The sequence below is a fragment of the Paenibacillus agaridevorans genome, assembly GCF_003112455.1.
Lineage (GTDB): Bacteria > Bacillota > Bacilli > Paenibacillales > Paenibacillaceae > Pristimantibacillus > Pristimantibacillus agaridevorans.
The window spans coordinates 161,843-178,271 of sequence record NZ_BDQX01000339.1; the positions used below are offsets into that span (position 1 = coordinate 161,843).

General features: G+C 53.6%; 13 protein-coding genes. 8 read left to right on the forward strand and 5 right to left on the reverse strand.

The genetic code is table 11. The annotated features are described in order from the left end of the window. Window positions 1-15: 15 nt before the first annotated feature. The 4 genes from PAT3040_RS27070 (at window position 16) to PAT3040_RS27085 (ending at window position 8,349) form a co-directional block, all read left to right on the forward strand. Complete coding sequence (locus PAT3040_RS27070) at window positions 16-1,689, forward strand: type 2 periplasmic-binding domain-containing protein (RefSeq protein ID WP_108995130.1); 1,674 nt, start codon at window positions 16-18, stop codon at window positions 1,687-1,689. A 115-nt stretch (window positions 1,690-1,804) separates the two neighbouring features. Continuing rightward, window positions 1,805-3,610 (forward strand): cache domain-containing sensor histidine kinase, encoded by a 1,806-nt coding sequence (locus PAT3040_RS27075; protein ID WP_108995131.1) that lies wholly within the window; start codon window positions 1,805-1,807, stop codon window positions 3,608-3,610. Then, window positions 3,607-5,196, forward strand: a complete 1,590-nt coding sequence (locus PAT3040_RS27080) for a response regulator transcription factor (RefSeq protein ID WP_258235179.1) — start codon at window positions 3,607-3,609, stop codon at window positions 5,194-5,196. Before PAT3040_RS27075 ends, PAT3040_RS27080 begins: the two co-directional genes overlap by 4 nt. 249 nt (window positions 5,197-5,445) lie before the next feature. Then, window positions 5,446-8,349, forward strand: coding sequence for a DUF8487 domain-containing protein (locus tag PAT3040_RS27085; protein WP_108995132.1), 2,904 nt, complete (start codon window positions 5,446-5,448; stop codon window positions 8,347-8,349). 132 nt (window positions 8,350-8,481) lie between these two features. Here the strand turns inward: PAT3040_RS27085 and PAT3040_RS27090 are convergent, their stop codons facing one another. Further along, the gene (locus PAT3040_RS27090) at window positions 8,482-8,685 is read right to left on the reverse strand and encodes a hypothetical protein (protein ID WP_108995133.1); all 204 of its coding nucleotides are present in this window, start codon (window positions 8,683-8,685) and stop codon (window positions 8,482-8,484) included. A gap of 157 nt (window positions 8,686-8,842) precedes the next feature. Next, entirely contained in the window at window positions 8,843-9,685 is an 843-nt protein-coding gene (locus PAT3040_RS27095) for an AraC family transcriptional regulator (protein WP_108995134.1), read from the reverse strand. A gap of 116 nt (window positions 9,686-9,801) precedes the next feature. Here PAT3040_RS27095 and PAT3040_RS27100 point away from each other — a divergent pair, with 116 nt between their 5' ends. The 4 genes from PAT3040_RS27100 (at window position 9,802) to PAT3040_RS27115 (ending at window position 13,392) form a co-directional block, all read left to right on the forward strand. Beyond that, complete coding sequence (locus PAT3040_RS27100) at window positions 9,802-11,787, forward strand: beta-galactosidase (protein WP_108995135.1); 1,986 nt, start codon at window positions 9,802-9,804, stop codon at window positions 11,785-11,787. A 176-nt stretch (window positions 11,788-11,963) separates the two neighbouring features. Then, complete coding sequence (locus PAT3040_RS27105) at window positions 11,964-12,293, forward strand: group II intron maturase-specific domain-containing protein (RefSeq protein ID WP_108995136.1); 330 nt, start codon at window positions 11,964-11,966, stop codon at window positions 12,291-12,293. 254 nt (window positions 12,294-12,547) lie between these two features. Continuing rightward, window positions 12,548-12,898, forward strand: coding sequence for an ArsR/SmtB family transcription factor (locus PAT3040_RS27110; protein WP_087572065.1), 351 nt, complete (start codon window positions 12,548-12,550; stop codon window positions 12,896-12,898). Further along, window positions 12,895-13,392: an SRPBCC family protein gene (locus tag PAT3040_RS27115; protein ID WP_108995137.1), complete on the forward strand. Its 498-nt coding sequence runs from the start codon at window positions 12,895-12,897 to the stop codon at window positions 13,390-13,392. The genes PAT3040_RS27110 and PAT3040_RS27115 overlap by 4 nt, the downstream gene beginning before the upstream one ends. A gap of 305 nt (window positions 13,393-13,697) precedes the next feature. On the opposite strand, the gene PAT3040_RS27120 is transcribed toward PAT3040_RS27115, so the two are convergent. From PAT3040_RS27120 to PAT3040_RS27130, 3 genes are read right to left on the reverse strand one after another with little or no spacing between them, the layout of a single operon-like run. Then, window positions 13,698-13,976 carry a hypothetical protein gene (locus tag PAT3040_RS27120; protein ID WP_108995138.1) on the reverse strand — a complete coding sequence of 93 codons (279 nt, stop codon included), beginning with the start codon at window positions 13,974-13,976 and terminating at the stop codon, window positions 13,698-13,700. Further along, window positions 13,957-15,399, reverse strand: a complete 1,443-nt coding sequence (locus PAT3040_RS27125) for a radical SAM protein (protein WP_108995139.1) — start codon at window positions 15,397-15,399, stop codon at window positions 13,957-13,959. The genes PAT3040_RS27120 and PAT3040_RS27125 overlap by 20 nt, the downstream gene beginning before the upstream one ends. Then, window positions 15,400-16,161 carry a prolipoprotein diacylglyceryl transferase gene (locus tag PAT3040_RS27130; protein WP_108995140.1) on the reverse strand — a complete coding sequence of 254 codons (762 nt, stop codon included), beginning with the start codon at window positions 16,159-16,161 and terminating at the stop codon, window positions 15,400-15,402. Between the last annotated feature and the right edge of the window lie 268 nt (window positions 16,162-16,429).

A 16,429-nucleotide genomic window follows, 5' to 3' on the forward strand; every position in this document is an offset into this window, starting at 1 on the left:
GGGAGGCAGACAAACATGAAGTGGGGACTAAAAAGCAAAGGTACGATCGCGGCGGCGCTGGCAACTACGCTGGTGCTGGCTGGCTGCTCCGGCGGCGCAAACGAAGCGCCATCGGAAACAGGCGGCAATGCGGCAGCCGGAGGCAACACGGCATTTAATTTGTGGCTCGGCTGGTCGGCGACGATTAACAACGACAGCTCCGTTCAGAAACATTGGAAGGAGAACGAACCGGGAGTAGCTGTGACGCTGGAAGCGACGCAAGGCGACGTGGCCACAGCTCTGAACCTGAGGCTGAACACGGACGGATTTAAGGACGCGGCGATCTTTAACCGCAGCGAAACGGTGGAAAGCGCGATGCAGCGCTCCAAAAAAATCTTGTCGCTGGAGCAATATTTCGACATGCCGGACAAATATCCGGGACTCGCTTCTATTCCGAAACAATATCTGGAGGAAATGAAGGACGAGAACGGCCAGATCTGGTCGATCCCGACCTGGTTCGATCAGAATCCGGACAATCCATGGCCGGGCTGGGCTTCGCAAACATGGCTCGTTCGGACGGACGTGCTGGAGAAGGTCGGTATGACGATGGACGATCTGGCTACGCTTGAAGGCATGGAGGAATACCTGAAGGCAGCCGCATCCGTGAAGGATGATGCCGGCAAAACGCTGAATCCGATGGGCTTCCTGATGGATCCGAACGATACAATCGGCTGGAACGATGAAAATGCAATTCTGAGCGCCTTCGGCGTAACGACGGGTAGTGCTGGCGGCGTTATTCCCGTTGCCGAGAAGAATGGCGAGTTCGTCCTTCTGTACGACGATCCGCAGTTCAAAGCCGCTTACCAATGGCTGAACGAAATGTATCTTGCCAAGCTGATCGACCCAGAGGTTGTAACGGATAAGAAAGAGCGTTACAAGGAGAAAAACAAATCCGGACGCACAGCATTAAATGTAGGCAGCTTCTTCAACGTCGACAGCTCGTTGTGGGAGACGCTGGAGGGTCCGACGGAACCGGGGTGGTACTATCAAGTCGTGCCGTTCCCGAAAGTGGAAGGCGTAGACCAAGTCGGCGCGAACCAAGTCGTGGACCCGTATCCGGGCTACGATGTATACGTAAGCAAGGACTCCAAAAATCTTGAAGCCATCCTGAAGTTCTTCGATTACACGCTGCAGCCCAAAGCGGAGCAGCAGCAGGTGATCAACGAAGGTCCTGAAGGCGTCTTCTGGGGCTGGGTTGACCAGCCTCTGGGCGAGTGGAAATATATCGACGAAGCTTACAGTGCCGAGCGCAACAGCGGCGACGCAGCTCGCAAGTCGACGGTTACACCTGAATTATATATGGCTTCGTCGTATAATAATGATTGGTACCCGTGGTGGAACTATAACGTGACAGTCGGAGCGAAACGTACGTCGGAATTTACGTCCAAAGTCGGCGCAATGGGCGGCGTACGCGGCGCGGAGCTATACGACATGGTAAAAGCGGAGTCGGGCGGTCTATGGGAGAAATACGGACCGGAGCTTGAGACCGTACGTAAAGAGTACAGAGCCAAGCTGATTATGGCAAAGGATGCCGCGCAATTCGAGACGACTTGGAACCAATTCCGCGATGCGCTGGAGAAGCGCGCGCATTGGAGCGAGCTGAAAGAAGAATGGCAAACATCCTATGACGCCTTGCTCGCAAAGCAATAGCATATAGGCAGGCTGGAGCAATCCCGTAAAGGGGGTTGCTCCGTTTGCCTTTTCTCCTGCGGGGAGTGTTTCTCTTTCATTTAAACGGAATGATACGGCTGGGAGTGGTTGAGCAATGGTGCTGCGATTAATCGAACGAACGGCGATACGTGTGACGAGGGGACTCCATCTCCGCGGAAAAATTTTGTTGCTATACGTGCTCATCGTTTTCGTGCCTACCGTTATTCTCGGTATCGGCGCGGGATACTTCGCATTGCAGAGCGTACGCGACAATTACATGGTCACGATCAGGGAAGCGGTTCGCCAGACTTCTCAGAACATCGATTTCCGAAAGCAAGCCTACGATCTCCTGGCCGTCCGTACGGCGACCGACGGGGAGTTGTCGGCGAGATTGTCCAGAGAACATGCCGACATGTCCGACCAGCTGCTCTCGCTGGAATACGTGGACCGGTCGTTTTTATCGACAAGCAAGTTGCTGCCAGGCATCGACATGTTCCGGATCTATCACACGAACGACACTCTCGTCCAGGACGGTAGGCTGCTGTGGAAGCCGGAAGGTCGACCGCTCGCCGGACGGACGGAGACGGATTGGTACAGCGAGACGCTGGCGTCAGGCGAGTCTTTGCGGTGGATCAACGTACCGGGCGAGACCGACCAGCTTCTGGTGTCGCACAAGATTTTTAACACGAACGGCTCTACCGTCGTCGGCGCCACCTACATGCTGCTGGATTACGATTCCGTGTTCGGCGACCTCTTTGACAATCCCTTCAACGGGGCCGGCGATATCTACATTATGGATCACAACGGACGTATTGTAGCTTCGTCAAGCGAGGATCAGATCGGGACTATCGCGGCGCGTATTCCGGAGCTTAAGCAAGCCGAAGGCATGGGGGAAGGGGCGTTCTCGGAAGGGGTCATGCTGGATGACAAACAGATGATCGTCGAGACGCTGGCTTCGGGATGGAGCGTGGCCGCGGTGCTGCACATGGACCAGTTGGAACGGCAATCCAAGGGGATTGCCTACGGTATCGTGGGCGCTATAGCTTTCTTCCTGCTGTTGTCCATGTTTATGGTCATGACGGTGCTAAAGAACGTCGTATGGCGGATTCGCAAGCTGGGCAGCCGGATGAACGACATTGCCGAAGGCGAATTCGATGTAACCGTCACCAGCAGGGACAAGGACGAGCTCGGCGAGCTGGAGGTTTTGTTTAATTCCATGACGGGCAAGCTGGGGACGCTGGTCAACGATATTACGAAGTCGAGACTGAAGGAGAGGGAGCATTCGTTCCGCGCGCTGCAGGCGCAGATCAATCCGCATTTTATCTATAATTCGCTGAGCTTAATCAGGTGGCGTGCCATGGATCAGGGAGATAAGACGCAGATTCGCGCGATCGACGCACTGACGACGTTCTACCGGCTTGCGCTTGACAACAGGGTAAACGTGACAAGAGTGGAGACGGAGCTGCAGCATGTCGAAGCTTATCTCGATATCCAGGAGCTCCGCTACCCGGACCAGGTACAGATCGAGTGGGACATCGATCCTGAGGCGCGGTCTTATTACACGATCAAAATGCTGCTCCAGCCCATCGTCGAAAACTGTTACGTGCATGGCGCCATTATGCAGAAGGAAGATGCGTTCATTCGGATCTCGGCCAGGAAGGAGCAAGACCGCATCCGGTTCGTCATTCACGATAACGGGGCAGGGATGTCCGAGGAAACACTGGAATCGCTGCGCGAGGGCAAGCGGACCGGCTCCGGCAATGGCTTCGGCACCGCCAACATTAGAGAGAGGCTTCTGCTTTATTTTGGCAGCGGCAGCAGCATGACAATCGACAGCGCCCCAGGGGAAGGGACATTCGTGTCGATCGATATTCCCGCTTATCTGGAGCAGCCGGAAATCAGGAAAGGAGATGGCTTATGATACAGGCTTTGATTGTGGATGACGAGCCAACGCATATACAAGGATTGGTCAGGCATGTCGGGTGGGAGGCGATCGGCTACGCGCCGCCGCTGACCGCGCAATCCGGAGAGGCGGCACTTGCTCTGTTGCGGAATCATGACGTCGACGTGCTTATCTCGGACGTGTCGATGCCGATCATGACGGGGATTGAGCTCGTGTCGCGGTGCAAGGAGCTGGGGTATCGGCTGCAGGTGCTCATTATCAGCGGCTACAACGAGTTCGAGTTCGTACAGGAAGCGATACATGTCGGCGCACAGGCTTACGTGCTTAAGCCGATCAAGACCGAGGAAGTGGAAGCGAAGCTGACCGCATTTCGCGCGGCGATCGAGAAGCAGCGGGACATCGAAGCGGAGACGAACGAGCTGCAAGAGAAGGTGTCCGGCAGTCTGGATGTCGTCAAGGAACGTTTCGTCCATGATCTTGTGTTGGAAGGGCTCGCGGACGACGATACGAAGGAGTCCTGGATCAAGCTGCTGGAGCTCCCCCCGCTGATGCGGGGAATCAGCGTCATCTCCTTCGGATACGACCGGTTTATGGACGGCGGCAGGGATGCCAAGAGTCGAATCGTGCGAGGGAGCGGATTTCTGAAGGCGGTAAAGGTCAGCTTGGCGGACTTCCCCGGCGTCATCGCCGCCAGCATGGGATCGGAGGAGGTTGTCGCCGTGCACCTCAACCCCTTGCCGGAGGAGCAGGTTCGTATGGAGAAGGGCATCGCGTTTGTGCAGCAGTGGATTCGAGAGCAGTACGGCTCCTCGGTGACGGTCGGACTTAGCCGCATCTTTAAGGATTGGGGTGAGGCCCCCATCGCGTATAAACGCGTGAAATATATGATGGCCAAAGCGCGGCTGCTGGAAGGCGGACAAGTGCTGTACGAGGAGCGGCTGGACGAGACGGAATTTCTGGAGCACCGCGTCAGGGAGGAGTACATTCCGGAGATCGTCCGAATGCTGGAGAAGGCTGACGAAGCGGGCAAGGCGGTCGAATATACCAGCAGCGTGCTGGATATGCTTATCGCTCATCATCCCTTCACATACATTCAGGCGTTCGGGCTAGGTTTGCTTAGCGAGCTGGCGCGCAAGCGGAAGCTGCAGGACGATGCGATGGCCGATCTCAACATTCCTGTCTGGCAGCGTCTGATCGACTGCACGACGGTGCCGCAGGTCAAGGATGCCGTGATGGAATACGTCAAGAGGTACGCGGAGGCGGAGCAAAACAAGCAGAACTCGCAGCAACACAATTTGATCCAGAAGATCTCGGACTATATCGAAGCCCATATTCATGAGAATGTAACCGTCAAGCAGCTGGCGGAGCTTCATCACCTGAACGCGAGCTACCTGAGCGTGTTGTTCAAGAAATCGACCGGCAAGACCGTATCCGAATTCGTGCAGGAGACGCGGATGAACAAAGCGATGGAGCTGCTGCGCGACCCGCATGTCCGCGTCTATGAGGTGGCTGAGCAGGTTGGGTTCCAAACGGCGGCTTATTTCACTTACCTCTTCAAGAAAACAACGGGATATACCCCGCAGGAATATAGGGACTACCACTAAAATACGTGTTCAAAAAGTTCGGTTTTCAGCACCGAGAAGATTGGATGAAGGTAGAAACTGAGGAGCGGAGCGTAGTGGAAGCTACGTGAGCACCTGCAATGTTTCCGGAGGAAACATACTTCGCAAGCATTCGCTTAGTTTCGCCTGAATTCAATATTCGATGTCGAGTAAGCTTCTTGGCATACTTCGTGATCAAAAGCGGACTTTTTGAACTACCACAAACAGGATAAATAGGAGCTGGGGAACGAGATGAACACGAAGATTGGTCTGGAAGGACAATGGCGGCTGCGGCTGGATCCGGAGAAAACAGGAAACGAGGCAGAGCCGTTCGATGATGTCATGACGTTGCCGGGAACGACGTCCCATGCCGGCAAAGGCCCGACGAACGAGGAGGCGCTGGCGGGTTCGCTGACGGACGCCTTCAAGTTCGAGGGTTACGCCTGGTTCTCGCGCGAGGTGGACATTACGGCGGAGCAAGCGGGATGGAACTCCATGCTTTATCTGGAGCGTACGCGGGTCACGACCGTCTGGATCGACGGCGAGGAGATCGGCACGCGGAACAGCTTGTGCACGCCGCATGTCTACGAGCTGGGCAAGTTGCTGACGGAAGGGAAGCACCGCATTACAATCCGAGTCGACAACACTTCGTATCCGACAAAAGGCGGCCATATGACGTCTGCGGATACGCAAACGAATTGGAACGGCATTACAGGCCGATTGGAGCTGCAATTTGTAGGTGAAACCTATCTGGACGACGTACAAGTATATCCGGATGCGGCAAACCGTACGTTTACGATTCGGGCGAAGGTGGGAGGCGAACCTCAGGGGACTTTGACGATTGCAGCCTCTACTATTGCTGCGGGGATTCGGATCTGGGCGTCTGAAACGTCTGGCGCCGGCGAGATCGCTGGTCCAGGAGGAGATAGACGGGCCGAGTCGCAGGCGGTTGAGGGAACGGATGGCGGAGTCCATCGGGCAGAGCCGGTAACGGTCGCGGTAACGGCAGGCGAACTTGAAGTTGTCTATACGCTTGGCGATGATGCGCTGCTCTGGTGCGACGCCGCCCCGAACCTTTACGAGCTGAAGCTGCGTCTTGTCGGCGACGGGGGCGTTCTGCTGGACGAGCGGACCATCGTGGCCGGCTTGCGGGACTTTAAGGCGGACGGCGACAAGTTCACGATCAACGGCGCGAAGACGTTCCTGCGGGGCAAGCATGACGGGCTGATTTTCCCGCTGACGGGTTATGCGCCGACGACGTTGGAAGAGTGGCTTCGCATTCTGGGCATATCGAAATCTTATGGCATTAACCATTATCGCTTCCATACCTGCTGCCCACCCGATGCGGCGTTCGAAGCAGCGGACATGCTCGGCATTTACATGGAACCAGAGCTGCCGTTCTGGGGCACGATGACAGAGAAAGGCGACGAGAAGCATAACGAAGCGGAGCAGCAATATTTGATCCAGGAGGGATTTGCAATTCTCCGTGCCTTCGGCAATCATCCGTCGTTCGTGATGATGTCGCTAGGCAACGAGCTGTGGGGCAGCAAAAGCCGGATCGCGGAAATTATGCGCGGATTTATGGCTTACGACAGCCGCCCGCTCTACACGCAAGGCTCTAACAACTTCCAGTTCGTGCCGGTCATTCTGGAGGAGGACGACTTCTACTGCGGTGTTCGTTTCTCCAGAGATCGTCTGTTCAGGGGCTCATACGCGATGTGCGATGCGCCGCTAGGGCATATCCAGACGGATAAGCCGAGCACGATGAAGGATTATGACGAGGAAATCATCCCGAGCGGACGCGCAGGAGACAGTGGCACGAATGGCGGCGAGCTCCAGATACAGTACGGGACCGAGGCGATCACGGTCAAGGCGGAAGCGGCATCCGAGCTCATCCCGTCCATTCCCGTCGTGTCCCATGAAATCGGGCAATTCGGCATGTATCCGAATTATGCGGAGATCGAGAAGTACAAGGGGCCTCTCAAGGCGCGCAATTTCGAGCTGTTCCGCGAACGGCTGGAGATCAAGGGGATGGGGCATCTCGCGGACAAGTTCTTCCAGAGCTCCGGCAAGCTCGCCGTAGAATGTTACAAGGAAGAGCTGGAGGCGGCTTTCCGTTCGCGGCAGCTGGCAGGTTTCCAGCTTCTTGACCTGCAGGACTTCAGCGGACAAGGCACGGCGCTCGTCGGCGTGCTGGACGCCTTCATGGATTCCAAGGGATTGGTGGAGCCGGAGGAATGGCGCACTTATTGCTCCGATGCTGTGCTGCTGGCACGGTTCGAATCCTATGTCTGGGTGTCCGGCGATACGTTCCGCGCCAGCGCGGAGCTGGCCTGGTTTAGACCGGAGGCGCTTGGCGCAGTGGCGGTGCAGTGGGAGCTTCGTCTTGGCGGCGAGGTGCTCACAGAAGGGAACCTTAGTGCGGCAGATGACGAGGGGAGTCCGTACATCGATCTAGGAGCATTTGAGGCTGCGCTGCCTTCGCTGGATGTTGCCCGGCAGCTCGAGCTTCGTCTCTGGATCGAGGGAACCGATGTGCGCAAGTCTTACGCGTTGTGGTTGTTCCCACATGTAGATGGCGGCTCGGAGCTGGACGGTCTGCATTTGTTCGACGAGCTGACGGACCAAGCCGTGTCGCTGCTGGAGAAGGGCGAGAACGTCGTGCTGTTCGCGAAGCCGGATGCGCTGGCAGACAGCATCGAAGGCACGTATTGCACCGACTTCTGGAACTATCCGATGTTCCGCTCTATCTCGGAGAGCATGAACAAACCCGTGCCGGTTGGCACGATGGGGCTTCTGATCGACAACGAACATCCGGCGCTGCAAGGATTCCCGAGCGACACGTACTCCACTTATCCTTGGTGGAGCATCGTCTCCTGTTCGCGCTCGCTTATCCTGGACGACCTGCCGCGGGAGCTCAGCCCGATCGTACAGACGATCGACAACGTAGAGCGCAACTACAAGCTCGGCTTGCTGTTCGAATGCCGCGCATTAAACGGCAAGCTGCTCGTATGCGGCGCCGAAGCAGGCTCGCTGGCGGAGACGCCGGAAGGTAGGCAGTTGCTTCGCAGCATCGCGGACTACGCCAAGTCGGACGCCTTCCACCCGGCGGCGGAGATTGAATTGACTGCGCTGCAACGGCTGTTCAGCGCATAGAGATAGTGACTAAGACACTAAGTTGCGTTTCGGCGTTGCTTGGTGTTTTTTGTTTTGTCGGTCATACCGACAACTGGGTTGTCAAAGTAGCCGAACCGCGCTAGTTTGTCGATCACGCCGACGAACTGCTCATCAAACCATCGAATTATTTAATATATTCACCCAAATGAACTTGCGGATGTCTTTCTTGGACACGCCGTGCAGATCAAGCAAGATCGCTTGATATCCCTGATGCATCCTTAAGTCTTTATTCGCTTTGATGGCTGCTTTTATCGCCTGGATTTCAGGATTGTTCTGATCCTCCTGGAGGAGTTTGGGTAGTTTCGTTTTTTGCACCTCGTTGGCTCATAGGCTAATGATTTTACGATATACGAGGTTGTGTATTTAGTCTGGGAATTTATTCCAATGGATTACTGCCGAATATATAGATGATCTTTAGTTGAACTTATATAGGTATACATTTACTCCCGAACGCACTTGGACAGTACATATGTTACGACTTCTGATAGCTGCGGCGGAAGGCGCCGGGTGTGAGCCGTTCCAGCTTCTTAAAGATTGCTCCATAATAGCTGGCAGATTCGAAGCCGACTTGATGAGCAATATCCTGCATCCCGTGCTGCGCATTGTCGAGCAGCAGTTCCTTGCTCTTGTTGATCCTTACATGATTGACATAGCTTATGGGACGAATACCTGTCGTCTTCTTGAACAAATGGCAGAAGTATTCCGGTGTGACGCACATCAGTCCGGCAAGCGTCTGCAAAGTAATCTCTTCGGCATAATGTTGGTCAATATAGTCCAGAACCGGTTTTAACCGCTCATACTGTTGCCCGACGGTATCGCTGCCATCGACAGAGATGCGTTGAATAATCTCGGTCAATAAGGTATAGAGGATGGCGGAACAGGCGTAATTGCTTAACGTTTGCTCTTGCGGCGTAAGGGCAGCTTGCAGCAACTCTCGCATTCGGGATAGAAGGTATTCGGGCGATGCGAGCGTGAATACGCTTATGTCAACAATGCCGACTGTTTCAAACAAACTCGCTGATCCGCTGCCATCAAAGATGATCCAGTCAACTTCCCAGCTCCCCGATAAAGCATGGTATTCGTGCTTCTGGCCGGGGAACAGCAGCATGCCCATGCCTTGCTTGATGATATGCTCCGTATCACTTAGCTTGAGCTTGCCCTCGCCACTGCGGCATTGAATCCACTGATAATCCTGAATACCCGGGTCTCGGCGGATATGCTCCTGTTCATGTTGCAGACCAATGCCAAGCAAATAAAAAGGGAGTAGCTTGTCTCGGGCGGATAGTACTGGGAAAGCGCGATTGGGATGAGGCATGCGACCAACTCTCCTATTATCTTAATATTATTATATTGTATTAAATATTTAAGATGTTCACTCTAATTAATATAGCATATAATCGCAATATATTGATGAATAAAGGAGCTCACAGGATGACGATTAGAATCGGAATTGATTATTATCCAGAGCAATGGACTCCCGAGCTATGGGAGAAGGATGCAGCTCTTATGCAAGAAACGGGTGTTGCTGTTGTGCGAATGGCGGAGTTCGCCTGGAGTAGAATGGAACCGACCGAGGGTGATTATCGGTTTGAATGGTTGGATGCAGCTATAGAAGTATTTGCAGCGCGCGGCATGGAAATCGTGTTATGCACACCTACCAATACTACGCCGAACTGGATGACTTCCCGTTATCCAGATGTGCTGCCAATGGATGAGCAACGTCAAATAATCAGGTCGGGTGTGCGTGGACATCGTTGTAACAACAGCTATTCCTTGAGAATGCTGGGCTCCAAATTTATCGAAGCAATGTCGCAACGCTATGCGAAGCATCCCGCTGTCATTGGCTGGCAAATCGATAACGAGATGCACTTCCAAGAATGCCATTGCGATACGTGCAATCGTGCATTTGTAGCTTGGTTGCAGAAGCGATATTCCAGTCTGGAAAAGCTGAACCAGGAGTGGGGCACGGTCGTCTGGAGCGGGGAATACAGCAGTTGGGCCGAGGTAACGACGCCGCTTGGTACCAGCAAGCCGAAGAATCCTTCCTATCTTCTGGAGTACAAACGGTTCTGCTCGGACAGCGTAGGCTATCTGCTGGGGTGGCAGCTTGAAATTCTGCGCAGCAACTGTCCAGGCCAATTCGTGACGCATAATATGTGGCAATACCCGAGTAGCCTGGACTATTATGATCTCCACAAAGATCTGGACTTTGTCTCTGTCGATTATTATCCGAATGAGCTGTATCGCGATTATGGCGATCGATCTCCGAAGAACGGAGCGCTGTCGCTAGACTTGGTTCGCGGCATCAAGCGCCGCAATTTCTGGGTAATGGAACAGCTGAGCGGAGCGCAGGGCGCCTGGATGCCGATTCAGCGCACCCCTTACCCTGGATTGATTCGAGCTCGTTCCTGGCAGACAATTGCACGCGGCGCCGACATGGTTGTCCATTTCCGCTGGCGGAGTGCTGTCGTCGGAGCCGAACAGTTCTGGCATGGGCTTATCGACCATAGTAATGTTCCTGGACGCAGGTTCAGGGAGTTCGCAGAGCTTACTCGCGAGGTAAAACAGTTAGGAGAACTGTTGGCTGGCTCGACAATCGATACCCATATTGCGATTCTTCATTCGCATGATCAGCATACGGCGCTTTCCCTTCAGGCGCAAACAGAGGGGGGAATGCACTATATGGACAACTTGTCCTCAATGCACAATGCATTTCTGAAAATGGGCGTCGGTACGGACGTTATCAACTGGACCGAGGAGCTCGATGGCTACAAGCTGGTCATTGTCCCTTCCCTCTTTCTGTTAAGTGAAGAAGTAGCGCAGCGGCTGGAACGATTCGCAGCCGGAGGCGGCACGGTTGTACTCACCAATCGGACAGGCGTGAAGAACATGAGGAATGTATGTGAGATGCTGCCTCTGCCGGGGCTGCTGGCGAAAGCGGCGGGTATTGTCGTTAGTGAATATGATGCAATCGGTAACAGCGAGCATTGGATTCGGAACTCGGAGGGCCAGACATTCGCTGCGAAGCAATGGTGCGATCTGCTGGAACTGCGAGGAGCAGAACCGATTGCCTGGTATGACAACGACTTTTACGAGGGCGTGCCGGCAGTTACTGTCAATAAGTTTGGTGAAGGTGAAGTGTATTATGTCGGAACTTGGCCGGAACCATCGTATTTCTATCAGCTGTTCGAAAGCATATTGAAGGAAAAGGGCTTGGCTCCCAAGCTCCAGCTGCCGGAAGGTGTCGAGCTGTCGATTCGAACGAAGGGTGAGGAAAGCTTTTTGTTCCTGATCAATTTGACGAATGAGCAACGAGAGGTTACGCTTGACGTTCCTTATCTCAGCTTGTTGACAAGCGAGAGGTTGGAGAAAAAAATGACGCTGCCAGCTCTGGGGGTAGATATTCTAACTATATAGGATCAACGGCATGCATCTTTGCGAAGGGCTGTCTCACAAGGCTGTATACCTTGGGAGACAGCTCTTTATCGCTGTTCAACAGAAGATTTGATGGAAGCGTATTATAATGAAAGCGAGCTCGTCTGGTCAGCCGGACGACAGCTTCAAGCCGGACAACAAAATGACAATGGCCCAATATATGGCCGTGTTGTACCTGTCCTTATCTACGAGGATGGGGGAACTACTTCGGGCATGGGCATGGGAAAAGCTATCTCAAGGAAATGGACAGCTGGATTCGCAGGAGACTCCGAGCCATGCAACTCAGAAGTTGGCGAAAGATACGTAAGCTTCACAGGGAGTTACGTAGAAGGTTATTCAAAGGAGATCTCCCCAAGCTTAGAATGACAGCTTGGAGAAACTCGCAATGCATGCATGTCCATTTCTCGATGCCAAATAACTTGTTTAAGGAACTCGGTCTATGCATACTTGTCGATCTTTACAATAATCTACATCCCCAAAGGGGATAGCACTATTCTTTTGTCGGTGTTAGCGCTGATCCGCAAAATGTAGCAGTAAAATCCGCTATAAAGGGTCACACCATGCCTGATCCGGTGTTACCCACAACTGGTTCATTATCCAGCGTAAACGCGCAATTTCGTCGGTGTGATCGGCAATTAGGCCGTCAAACCAGCCGACCAAACTAAGGCTGTTAAAACAAAAAACAACCCCCCCCCATTAATTAAGTATATACTTAATTAAGTGTTTACTTTATAATAAGCGCATGGACAAATTTACAGCGATTGCAGACATCACGAGAAGGCGTATCATCGAGCTGCTCGCCACCGAAGGCGAGTTGTCGGCCACGGACATATGTGGACACTTTCAAGTCAGTCCTCCAGCTATCTCCCAGCACTTGAAGGTGCTAAGAGAAGCGGGCGTCGTAAGTGTGGAGAAGAGGGCGCAGCAGCGGATCTATCGGTTAAATCCGGAGGCGATGGCTGAGGTCGAGGACTGGGCAAAGCAGTTCCGCGAGATGTGGAGCAGAAGATTCGAGAAACTAGATGCGTTGCTGGAAGCGCGCATGAAGGCAGGACAACAATCCAAACCATCGGAAGGGAACGATGAATCATGACAACAGTCAATGAAACGAAGCTGATTGCGGAGCCGGGCAGCCAAATGATCAAGATCGAAAGAGAATTCAATGCGCCGAGAGAGCTTGTATTCGAAGCATTTACGGATGCCAAGCTGTTCGTAGAATGGATGGGGCCACGCATTTTGAAGATGAACCTCGAGACGTTCGAACCGCGCGACGGCGGCAGATGGAAGTATGTGCATAGCGACAATGACGGCAACGCCTATGCATTCCGCGGCGTGTTCCATGAAGTGACGGCGCCGGTGCGCATCATCCAAACGTTCGAGTTCGAGGGACTGCCGGAGAAGGGACACGTTTCCCTGGAGACAGCGGAATTCGTCGAGCTGCCTGGAGGACGTACCCGAATCGTGATGGAATCCATCTTCCGCTCGGTAGCCGACCGCGACGGCATGCTGCAATCCGGCATGGAAAGCGGCATGAACGATTCCTTCCTGCGGCTCGGAGAGCTGCTTGAGAAGCTGCAATCGAAGTAGCGGCCAGACAACGACATCAGCTCCGAGCCAACTCCGACTCCGACACCTGCGCCACTACCAGGTCAGGCGATCGTATCCGTCTATCCAACCCATCGCAAAGAAGCATCCACGTCACCCGCAAAGTGGCGCCGGAAGCTTTTTTGCGATTGTAACCGTCTATCCAACCCATCGCAAAGAAGCTCCCTACGTCACCTGCAAAATGGCGCCGGAAGCTTTTTTTGCTTAATAAGAACTATCTCTCAATTTCTTGGAATGAAGCTGTCCCCATGATCTAGCGCAGCCAGCCAACTTGCGAAAGCTCAGTGCTACGAAAACGTCATGGTCATAACTATGCCAAAGCAGGCGGCATTAAGCAGAAAGGTAACGCCAGCTCCGATAAGCAGCCCTTGTACGATGCCTCCACGCTTTCTGCATATGATGATCGCGGGCAACAAATACAAGAGTTGAACAACGCCTATAAAAAAGAAGCTGACGGGAAATAGAAACAGCAGCAGATGGAGCACGGCCAGCAATCCGATGCCGAGCCATACGTCTTTCGTATGCCCGGGCGGCTTGTTGTTCCCGTCATTCTTTCCAGTCAGCATATACTTTCCCTCCTGGCCTCATATCGAATTCGGCTCTCAGCGCTTCCAGCTTTTTCTCTTGATCGCCGCGATAGAACATATTGTAGGTATCGAAAGGAATGATTCGCCCGTCGGGATGCACGATATGGACGCAAGACTTCTTGACGGATCGGACGTCGAAATTGTACGGGTCCAGGAATTGCATAATAATGACCCGGAACACGTTGTCGTAGCCGATATGCTCGGGCACGGATACCATCGGCAGGCAGCACAGCAAGTTTTTCAGCGACAGGGCCGACGAATCAGGCGAGTGGGCGGTCGAAAACAGCTCGAAAATTTTGGACTTCAGCGTCTGATCCTGCTCGAATACGATCGTGTTGCGTCCGCCCTCCAGCAGAATCTGAGGATCGATCAGGCCGGTAAGCGGCAGCACTTCTTCGCCGAGCTTCAGTGCGTAACCCATTGCCAGGCAGTCGGGATGGCAGGGTACGGGGATGATGTCCTCTTCGCGGAAGATGCCGGATTGATCTATTATGCTCTGCCGAACCTCGCTGAGCGTCAGCCGATCCTTCGCCGGATCGAATTCCTCCAGTCGTCCTGCTGCCTGGATCGGTTGGAACGTGACGCCGCGCACGGCGGGCTGCTTCAGTCCAAATTGGATGATGTCGCCGATCTCGTCGTCGTTAAGTCCCTTCTTGAGCGTAACGACGAGCGTGGTCGAGATGTTGAATTCGTTCAGATGGTCCAGCGCCCTCCTCCGAACGTCACGCAAGTCGACGCCGCGCAGCTCTCGCAGAGCTTCCTCCCGGAAGCTGTCGAATTGCAGGTAGATCTCGAATCCGGGCGTGTATTCGGCAAGTCTCTTCACGAACGCGCGATCCTGGGCGATGCGCAGGCCGTTCGTATTGACCATGATATGTTTGATAGGCTTGCTCTTGGCGAGATCCAGTATTTCAAAAAACTGAGGGTGAATCGTCGGTTCGCCGCCGCTGATCTGCACGATGTCGGGTTCCGCTTCATTGCGGACGATGGCGTCCAGCATAAATTCGATCTGCTCGAGCGTGCGCCACGATTCCTTGTGCGGAGACGATTCCGCGTAGCAGATCGGGCATTGCAGATTGCATCTCTCGGTCACCTCGAGCAAGGTCAGACAGCTGTGCTGCTCGTGGTCGGGGCATAATCCGCAATCGTACGGACAGCCGTAACAAATGGGGGTATTCCAGTGCATAGGCATCTCGGCAGGCTTCAGAAATTCACGGCATCGCTTATAATAAGCCGCATCGCTCGCGATCAGCACCTTCTCGCGTCCGTGATGCCCGCAATATTTCTGCAAGAAGACCTGGTCGTTTTCGATAATGACCTTGGCCTCCACCTTGCGCAGACATTTCGAGCAAATGCTGTTCGTCAGCTCGTAGAAGAGGTAAGGCCTGTTCTTCGTCGTCATCTACAATTCCTCCTTGTGCGAATGCTGCGGCCTTCTGAGCCTGCTGCTCATCAAATAGCCGTAATAGATCAAGCCGGCTATGCATGCCAATTGGACATTGTTTAGCCCGAGATAAGGATGCGGGGTCGGTTTGATAAAATCGACTGTGAACCGAAATAGCAGATAACCCGTCATAAATAGCTGGAAAACCATGCCTTCCGGCATTGCGCCTTGACGTTTCTTGCGATACAGAACTACGCCTAGCACCAGAAGAAAAACGATCTCGTACAGCTGTGTTGGATGTCTCGGAATGCCATCGCCGAAATCGACGCCGATCGGCCAGGTAGTGGCTGTGCCGTAAGTGTGATCGTCCAGACCGGTCATGAAGCAGCCAATGCGCCCGATCATCATGCCCAGGATGATGGGAAGGGCCATGTCATCGCCTGTGGAACGAGTGATGCCGACGCGTTTCTTCATCCACTCCACGCCTATCAGCCCGCCAAGCAGTCCCCCGACAATTGTTTTGCCTTCCATCATATAAACGTAGTCGTTCCAGTTCTCAATCGTCCTCGCGGGATCTTCCAGCCAATACAGCAGCTTGGAGCCGATCGCGGCTCCGAGGATGGCTCCGACGATGACCCAGATGCCTTGCGCAAGGGGAAGCTTATCTTTGCTGCGGGTAAGCAGATACACTCGAAAGCCAACAAAGTAAGCCAATGCTTCGAAAACCGTGTGTGGGTGCAGTTTGATAAAACCAAGATCGATCCAGATGGGAAAAGTCATCGCATTCTCCTGCTACCTCAGTATTGGAATCGTTTTCTCTTACATTCGATGGAAGCGCGTGGGATTCCTCCCCTTTTTCCAATACATTCAAAAGATCATAACAATCTCAAGGTCCTATTACGCGCGCCGAGATCGCGAAAATCGTAGCGGCGTTTGTCAAATAACGAAAAAACCGGGAGCGGCGTATGCTCCCGGTTTTTATTTTTACCACAATAGAATTTATAACTTTTCGAGCATTCGAAAACCGAAATTCTATTTGGCGATAAAT